The organism is Camelimonas fluminis, assembly GCF_014656355.1.
Classification (GTDB): domain Bacteria; phylum Pseudomonadota; class Alphaproteobacteria; order Rhizobiales; family Beijerinckiaceae; genus Camelimonas; species Camelimonas fluminis.
This window is the reverse complement of the sequence record NZ_BNCG01000070.1, coordinates 1-7,637: the sequence shown is the minus strand read 5'-3', so window position 1 is coordinate 7,637 and position 7,637 is coordinate 1. Positions and strand designations below refer to the sequence as shown.

Genomic DNA, 7,637 nt, shown 5'->3' with positions numbered 1-7,637 from the left:
CGTCGGCCACCGTGCACTTGGGCCCGGCTTTGACGGCCGTCGAGCGCCGCCGGCGCCGGGAGGCCAAGCCCCGCGGCGAAGAGTACCGGCCCGGGTCGCGACGGGCCAAGCTCAACGCAGAGATCCTTTCGGCCCGTCGCACCCTGATAGAGGCCAGCGAGGAGCTCGCGAAGATCTGCGCGGAGGAGACTGCCGAGCGCCAGCGCCAACAGCAAGAGGCCATCCAGCGGGCTGCGGAGGCGGCTAGGCAGGCTCCAGAGCGTCATCGAGAGCCACAGTCGCTGCAGGTGGCCCTAGGTGCGGTCCAGAGGGAGGCCCGCCAGCAGCAGGACGAGGTCAAGGCCGCTGCACCACGTCCCGGTATCGGAGATCAGATACGGGCTCTGGCCGCTCAAAGCATGGCTGAGGCAGAGGCCGCCCAGCGGGCAGCGGAGGAGCGTCAGGCCCAGGAGGCTGCCCAGCGGGCAGCCGCGGACGCTCGCTGGACGCCGGCCGAGCGCGAAAAGCCCTTGATCGCTACGGCGTTGCTGCTTGTAAGCAGACCGGAGCGCACTCCGGACATGGAAGAACTCCTGCTGGTCGTATGGGCCGCTCTAGGTGAAGTCGCTCATCGCGTGCGCCAAATGTTCCGGGGAATGGCGAGCAACGCGTCCGATCCTGAAATCCGCGAAAATATCAAGATCATACGGAGCTGGATGCCCGCCAGGGAGAAGCTACTTCAGCAGTTGCGCGACGAAGGGCACTTGCCAGAACGGCGGTGGACCCTCGATGCCGCCACGGATCGCGAACGTCCGCATGTCGCTGTCATGTGGGTGCATCGCCATAATCCAAGGGCGCATGGTGACAAGGGAGTGATCACGTATGCGCGTCGCGCGCTCAGTGAAGCCGCGGATCAGGTGGCGGTATGGGTGCAGAACATCGAGCGAGATCTCCAATCTGACGCGCCCGCCATCGTTGAGAAGGCGGCCAAGGACGCTAATGAGGTAGAGGGCTGGCAGCTCTCGCATCAGCAATATGTGCTGCTGCTGCAAAAGGAGGGGTTTCTGCCATCTGCACCGGAGAAGAAACAGTCCACCAAACGGCGTGACGGCGGGCGGGAGCGATAAGCCAGTTCAGTATTGGCATGGGTTACTACGCGTCCTTGTCGGTCCGGTTTTCAGGACCGACATGCCGGCCTGGCTCCATCCGCTCATGCAGTACGCGGACGATCTCGACCAGATCGGGTTCGCGTGCGCGATAGAAAATCACATGCACCGGATCGCCGACCGGCGCCTCGCGGCTGTCGCTGCGGCTGTGGCGGATATGCATGCTGCGCAGTCCGGCGGAAAGCTCGCTGCGATCGGTGGTGGAAAGCCCCAGCGGGTCGGAGGCGATCCGGCGCAGCGCTGCGGTCAGCAAGGCGCGGTAGCGGATGCGCGTCCCGGCCCCATGTCGCGTCTCGCTGGTGCGCAGCACGGTGGTGATGTCGGCCTTCGCCGGGTCGGAAAGCCGATAACGCGCCACGGTTTAGTGCGATCCGTTCGCTGCAAGGCGATCGAGCGTGGCGTCGAGATCGGCGTCGTCCACCTCCGTGAATGCGCCACGGTCGAGCGCGGCGAGCCCTGCGCTGACCTGCGCGCGCAGGAGATCGAGCTTCAGATCGTCGGTCTTCAGGCGTTGCTGCAGGCCGCGTACGGCGTCGCGCATCGCCTCACTGGCGTTTTGGTACCTGCCGGCCCGAACGACCTCCTCGACGAAGGCGTCCTGCTCGGCGGTGAGATTGATGTTCCGGGTCGGCATGGTGAATCTCCCGTCGTTTCCAGTACGGTAATCGAATTGGCAATTTTTGCCAATTCATGTTGCATCCATGCCGACCTGATCACTCCCCCTCGCCTCCCGCATGGATCTGCCAGACTCAGCCTTTCCAGCCCCGACAAAATCCTGAGAATGTCGCGATAGAGCGCGGAATATTTTTTTCCTGCGTCCACGCCCGATATGCGTCGGCAACGCGTTCTAGGTCAGGGTGTGGCCGTGGCAAATACGTCCTGGCGATGTCGCCCCACTCACCATGCCGGATTGGTCCTGACCCCGGAAAATTGCCCTTAGCCGGAGTGGCTTCAATAGGCGCGACCTGCTCGACCGTACCTGCCCGTCGCGCCTCGCGGCCGACGCGATGGCGCGCCATTTCGGCTTTCGCATCCGCCTTTTTGTCCGACGCTTTTTCGGTCCAGCTGATCGTGACACTCGCGACCGTGCGCCCAACTTTGTTTGATGCCGCCGTTAGTGTGAGCCGGGAAAGGTGGTTGATCTCGGCAATTGCTGGCTTCAGTGCCCATTTATTCAAATCGGCGAATCTGGCCAGCTTGCCTTGTGTGACACCCAGCAGGGAACGGATCTCTGCGGTGCTGAAGGTCCGGCTGCACACGTGCTCGAACGGAGCAAGACTCGCCACGTGCTGGAACAGCAAAACCGCGTATTTTGATCCGAGGTGGAATACTGTCTGGCGGTCCAATATCGCCCAATGGTTCGATTCCAGAGCCATCCGTCGAAAGCTTCGGCCAAACCACCATGACACCAGCAGATCACCGCTGATTTCTTCTCGGTAATCGATCACAGCCTCATCCAGTAGACCGCCTATGGTGACGCGTTTCTTCTCGGTGTCGTCATGGACCAGGACAGTTGTGCTGAGCTCAGTGAACAGCGGGGTGATGCTGGCTCGATCATGGTTCTTCATGCCCTCAATCTGGCGGATATCCGCCAAACGGATTTCATGGCGAGTTTCATCCGCCATGCGCCCGGCCGCAGTCGCGATCATCAGATGCATCAGTTTGAGAGCCTGAAGCGACGGCGGGTTCTGCATGAACACTCCGCGCGCGACTTCCGCAGGAAGCACGGTTTTTGTCGGGTCATTGGAGCGGTCAGCCGCCACGTGCATCGTCTTTGCCATAAGTGAGATTTACATGTGATACAAACTCACTTGTCAACTTTCGGTTTCGGCCCGATTCCTCACTTTACCGGCCCGATTCCTCACCTCATCGGCCCGATTCCTCACCTCATCGGCCCGATTCCTCACTTTTAAAGAACTAACCGATTGAGATTAAATGCAAATTAGCGCCTGAACTTATAGAACTATAGAACAAGAAAGAGCGGTGCCCGCAATGCGGGCACCGTCTCCGGTCCAAAACGGCTCCTAACGGAGCCAAGGACCGGCTCGGCGTGCCTGCGGCACACTGACTCTACGATGTAGTGGTGGGCGGTGAGAGTATGTCCGAAAACGTACGCTAACGATTCCGTACCGTCTGAATGTTATGGTGCGGCTACAGGTCCGATGGTGTGCGAGGGGCGTTCGCAGACTGGACGTTATGGAACTCGCCACAGGCGCATGACCTGAAAACGTGATACACCCTTTGAAAGATTGCTCTCCGATTGCTCAGAGAATGGTGTCATATGGGCTCGCCACGCCAAAATCCGCCAATGATCGACAGCCGCGCCGTGCGCAATCTGGTCGAGGCCCAGGCCATCCGCAGCGCCACTGTGGTGGGGCAGGGAGGCGCATGGGCCGTCTGCGTGCGCTACGGGACCCAGGAACGCGCCGTCGCCTCCACACGGGGCTCCCTGCGCACCTGGAGGCGTCTCGACAGCGCCGCCGCCTTCATTCGCGAGGAACTCGATCTCGCCCACTTCCAGGTCGACGCCAGCGGCCATGATCCGGAGGCTGCCGGTCACAGCCGCCCCGACCAGGCCGAGCGCCTGCGCCAGCAACGCGAAGCTGCAGCCCATGACGCCTGGTTCCGGGCCGAGGTCGAAGCCGGAATCGCCGAAGCCGGGCGCGACGAGGTGGTCACGGCAGACGAGGCCTATGCTGTCATTGAGGCCGCGATTTCCGCAGCCTCACACTGATGCAAATCGTCTACACGCGCCGTGCGCTCGAGCATCTGGGCCGTCACGCCGCCGCCATCGCCCGGGACAGCCCGGCAGCGGCCCGCGAGCAGGTCGCCCGTATCCGTAGCAGCATCGACCAGCTGGCGCTGTTTCCGGAAAGCGGCAGGGAAGGCCGGGTCACCGGAACCCGGGAGCTGGCGGCGCCACGCACGCCGTTTGTCGTCGTCTACCGCTCGGAACCGGAGCGCATCGTCATCCTCCGCGTCCTGCATGGAAAACAGCGGTACCCGTAAGAGACGGGGGCATCGGAGAAGTGCGCCTATGGCGTGGGCGACTGGGTGAGGAAATCGAAAGGGATTCCTGTCTAGTTTCTCCGGGCGGAGGACGGCCGGATGACGATTGAATCCCTGACATATGCTGAGTTTGGTCAGCGCCTCGGAATAAGCCCGGAGGCCGCCCGGAAGAAGGCGCGGGCTCTCCGGCTCCAAACGGCACTCGGAAATGATGGAAAGAAAAGGGTTTCGGTCGATCTGGCAGATGTCAGCCATTCGGCTCGCCCCCCCCGGAGACCGGCCGGAGAACAGCCGGTCTCCGGGGGGGCAATTCCGGCTGTCGACATGCTGAGATTGATTGATGAGCTCCGGGCGGAGACCGGCCGGAAATCCGAAGCCATTGCTGCCGAGCAGAATATGGTCCGCGAGCTTCAGGCCCGTGTCGCTCGCTTCGAAGCCGCGCTAGCAGGGCAGCGGGATTTGGTGACCGCCGAGCGGCAGCGGGCAGACACGGCATCGCGGCGCGCTGACGATTTGTCTGCAGATCGGGACGCCTGGCGCGAACAGGCCCAGACACTCGCCGCGCGCCAGTCCGTCAGCTGGTGGCGGCGGCTAGTCGGCTAGCGTTGCCGACTGTGGGTACGAGGCGTCTGCTGTTGCTCGATGTACTGGCGCACGATCCCGATGGGCGCACCGCCGCAGGAGGCCGCGAAGTAGCTGGGCGACCACAGCACACCCCTCCAGTAGCGCCGCTGAATGTCGGGTCGCTCCTTGCGTAGCAAGCGGCTGGACACGCCCTTGAGGCTGTTCACAAGCGTCGATACCGGCACCTTGGGCGGATAGCCGATCAAAGCAGCCACCCGCAGTCGGCACCAACGTGGTTCCGACTGCGGGTGGCTCAATTTGGAGTGAGTAATGGCATCTTACGCTTTTGCATGCCAAATGCAACGATCTAATCGTAGTATTAATGTTTATGCTCCAAATTTCACTAATTTCCTGAATTTCCAACGCCTGTATTTTTCCGCACAGAGGACGAAAATGCCGTGATTTTTTTCCAAACGCCGTATGAAAACTTGGAAATTTGCATTTTAGATTGCCTTGATACGCTCCTTTGATAAATTTGTTACAAATATGATACAGACAGTCGACGCATGTGCGTGTAAATCCTTATGGATTACGGTGAGCGGCGTTAGCCTCTTTGTCGAAAGCAAAAAAACGGAGTGAGTGATGAAAAAGATTCTTCTGGCGGGTGTTGCGGCCGCTACCATGCTGGCCGCTGGTTCCGCTTTCGCTGCTGACCTGCCTTCGCGTAAATATGCTCCGGTAGCTCCGGTTGTGATTGCTCCCGTGTTCACCTGGACCGGTTTCTACGTTGGTGTGAACGCTGGTTACGCCTGGAACACCAACGACGACAAAAACAACTACGGCTACGGCTTTACCCCGTACTATTATGGTTCGAATTCCAATAACGATGGCGGTTTCGCCGGCGGCGGTCAGATCGGTTACAACTACCAGATCGGTCAGTTCGTGATCGGTGCCGAAGCTGACATCCAGTACGCTGACCTGAAGCAGAAGAACAATGGCTTCGGCTACGCTTCAAACAGAAACGGTATTGAGTGGTACGGCACCGTCCGCGCCCGCGCTGGTTTTGCCTTCGACCGCGCTCTGATCTACGTGACCGGCGGTTTCGCCTACGGCGGCGGCGACAGCAATAACAACTACGCTTTCGGCTACCCCGGCTACTACTACGGCGGCAATAACAGCGATACCAAGGTTGGCTGGGTGCTCGGCGGTGGTCTTGAGTACGCGTTCACCGACAACCTGACTGCTCGGGTTGAAGGTATGTATGTCTCGCTCGAGAAGGACAAGAACTCCTGGGGCAACTTTTACGCTACCAATGCCTACTACTACGGTGGCAGCAACAACAAGCGTAACGAGTTCGGCGTTGTGCGCGTCGGTCTGAACTACAAGTTCTGATAACCCAGGGATATCCCTGCTTCACCGTAAGCCCGGCAGCGTAAGCTGCCGGGCTTTTTGTGTTCATCAAACTGCAAAACAGCGGAGTTGCTCGCGAGTAAAGCCCCAGATAACTTATCTGGCCTTGGCGCGAGCAAGCCCAGCTAGCCGCCCGTCACACAGGCAGCTGGCAGCGCCGGCTGGTTGGCTAGCGTTCGGCCTGTTGCCGATTCCTGCTTCCGTTCCTTTCATCAGGACCTCCGCGCATGACAGGGTCGAGGGTGGCGAGCGCCGATGGCAAACCATCGGACAGGTCGGTGGCGCCACGCACACCGTTACAAGCCGCATGAACGCGATCCTGAAAGTGCGACAGCCAGTCAGCTGGTGGCGCCGCCTGGCGGGCTAATTCTTCCGCGGCGCGCGATCCAGTTCCGCCTTGGCGCGCAGCTGCTCCAACATCTCAGGATCACTGAATAGGGCCCGATCCTTGGGCGGCATCTGGTTGATCCAACTCAAGACGGCGGCCGCTAGGCCAGTGGTTGTGGGCAGGCTTTTTGCGACCCAAGCGCCCAAGATCACCTTGCGGCGTGTATTGAGATTGCGGGTTGCCTTGCGCTCCCCGGCGGCAATTTTCTTGACGCGCTCCTGGGCCTGTCTGAGCTTTAGCTCGGCCTTTTCCCGTCGCGACATGGCCGGCTTGTCAGCCTCCATCCTTGCACCTTTTTCCCCGTGACTTTTCCTGTACAATATCGCAATTGGATCGTTTGTAAAACGGCTTCCAGAAATGGTCATTTTTACCGAAGGGCGCACTTATGCAAACTCTCCGAGTTTGCGCGCGGCAAGGGCGATCCCCTGCACCCCAAAAAATGCGGACCTTAAAATTGGCGATTTATCACCTTTCGGTCAAAACAATTTCGAGGTCCGCAGGGCGGTCTGCGACCCCCGCCGCCGCCTATCGCAGCGGCTCTCACATCCGCGACGAGCGCACTGGTGAGGTCCACGATTACCGGCGGCGGAAGGGGGTCATGGCCCGGGGGCTAATCCAGCCCCACGACTCTCCGTTCCGGTCCCGCGGGGGGCTCTGGAACGCCGCCGAGATGGCCGAGCGGCGCATCAACAGCACGGTCGCTCGTGAGTACGAGCTGGCGCTCCCTGCCGAGCTTGACCGCGACCGGCAGGTGGCCTTGGCGACAGCCTTCGCCAGGTATCTGGTCCAGACCTATCGCGTGGGTGCTGATATCGCCGTTCATGCACCATCCGGCGATGGAGACCGTAGGAATGTCCACGCGCACATCCTGACCACGACCCGGGTTGTGGAAGCGGACGGTATCGGAGCCAAAACCAGAATCCTCGACGCGGCCAAAACCGGCAGCGTCGAGATATCCCGCATCCGCGAGCACTGGGCCACGATGGTGAATACGGCTCTGCGGGAGGCCGGGATCGCCAAGAGCATCGATCACAGGTCTTTCGAGGCGCGGGGCTTGGAAGCGTCGGCCACCGTGCACTTGGGCCCGGCTTTGACGGCCGTCGAGCGCCGCCGGCGCCGGG

At 60.9% G+C, this 7,637-nt stretch carries 10 protein-coding genes and 1 pseudogene; 6 read left to right on the top strand and 5 right to left on the bottom strand.

The window, feature by feature from the left end; all coding sequences use genetic code 11:
• Positions 1-1,106: hypothetical protein (locus IE243_RS21610; protein WP_210319948.1), on the top strand; the 1,106-nt coding region annotated here is incomplete at its 5' end.
• Positions 1,107-1,131: 25 nt separating this feature from the next.
• Here the strand turns inward: IE243_RS21610 and IE243_RS21605 are convergent.
• The 3 genes from IE243_RS21605 to IE243_RS21595 form a co-directional block, all read right to left on the bottom strand.
• Positions 1,132-1,503, bottom strand: coding sequence for a type II toxin-antitoxin system RelE/ParE family toxin (locus tag IE243_RS21605; protein WP_191321375.1), 372 nt, complete (start codon positions 1,501-1,503; stop codon positions 1,132-1,134).
• 3 nt (positions 1,504-1,506) lie between these two features.
• Positions 1,507-1,779 (bottom strand): type II toxin-antitoxin system ParD family antitoxin, encoded by a 273-nt coding sequence (locus IE243_RS21600; protein ID WP_191321374.1) that lies wholly within the window; start codon positions 1,777-1,779, stop codon positions 1,507-1,509.
• Between the two features lie 115 nt (positions 1,780-1,894).
• Positions 1,895-2,908, bottom strand: coding sequence for a replication initiation protein (locus IE243_RS21595; protein ID WP_210319947.1), 1,014 nt, complete (start codon positions 2,906-2,908; stop codon positions 1,895-1,897).
• A gap of 545 nt (positions 2,909-3,453) precedes the next feature.
• Between IE243_RS21595 and IE243_RS21590 the strand changes: the two genes are divergently transcribed.
• The 3 genes from IE243_RS21590 (at position 3,454) to IE243_RS21580 (ending at position 4,757) form a co-directional block, all read left to right on the top strand.
• Complete coding sequence (locus IE243_RS21590) at positions 3,454-3,879, top strand: ParC-related protein (protein ID WP_191321372.1); 426 nt, start codon at positions 3,454-3,456, stop codon at positions 3,877-3,879.
• Positions 3,879-4,154 (top strand): type II toxin-antitoxin system RelE/ParE family toxin, encoded by a 276-nt coding sequence (locus IE243_RS21585; protein ID WP_191321371.1) that lies wholly within the window; start codon positions 3,879-3,881, stop codon positions 4,152-4,154. Before IE243_RS21590 ends, IE243_RS21585 begins: the two co-directional genes overlap by 1 nt.
• A 99-nt stretch (positions 4,155-4,253) precedes the next feature.
• Positions 4,254-4,757 carry a hypothetical protein gene (locus IE243_RS21580; protein WP_191321370.1) on the top strand — a complete coding sequence of 168 codons (504 nt, stop codon included), beginning with the start codon at positions 4,254-4,256 and terminating at the stop codon, positions 4,755-4,757.
• On the opposite strand, the pseudogene tnpA reads toward IE243_RS21580, so the two are convergent.
• Positions 4,754-4,993, bottom strand: a pseudogene (gene tnpA, locus IE243_RS21575) (IS200/IS605 family transposase); the annotation flags it as partial. The gene IE243_RS21580 and the pseudogene tnpA overlap by 4 nt on opposite strands.
• 367 nt (positions 4,994-5,360) lie before the next feature.
• Here tnpA and IE243_RS21570 point away from each other — a divergent pair.
• Positions 5,361-6,110: an outer membrane protein gene (locus tag IE243_RS21570; RefSeq protein WP_191321369.1), complete on the top strand. Its 750-nt coding sequence runs from the start codon at positions 5,361-5,363 to the stop codon at positions 6,108-6,110.
• Between the two features lie 381 nt (positions 6,111-6,491).
• Here IE243_RS21570 and IE243_RS21565 read toward each other — a convergent pair whose 3' ends face one another.
• Positions 6,492-6,800 (bottom strand): hypothetical protein, encoded by a 309-nt coding sequence (locus tag IE243_RS21565; RefSeq protein WP_191321368.1) that lies wholly within the window; start codon positions 6,798-6,800, stop codon positions 6,492-6,494.
• A gap of 101 nt (positions 6,801-6,901) precedes the next feature.
• On the opposite strand from IE243_RS21565, the gene mobQ reads away from it, so the two are divergent.
• A partial coding sequence (gene mobQ, locus IE243_RS21560; RefSeq protein ID WP_308432094.1) for a MobQ family relaxase occupies positions 6,902-7,637 on the top strand: 736 nt, incomplete at its 3' end.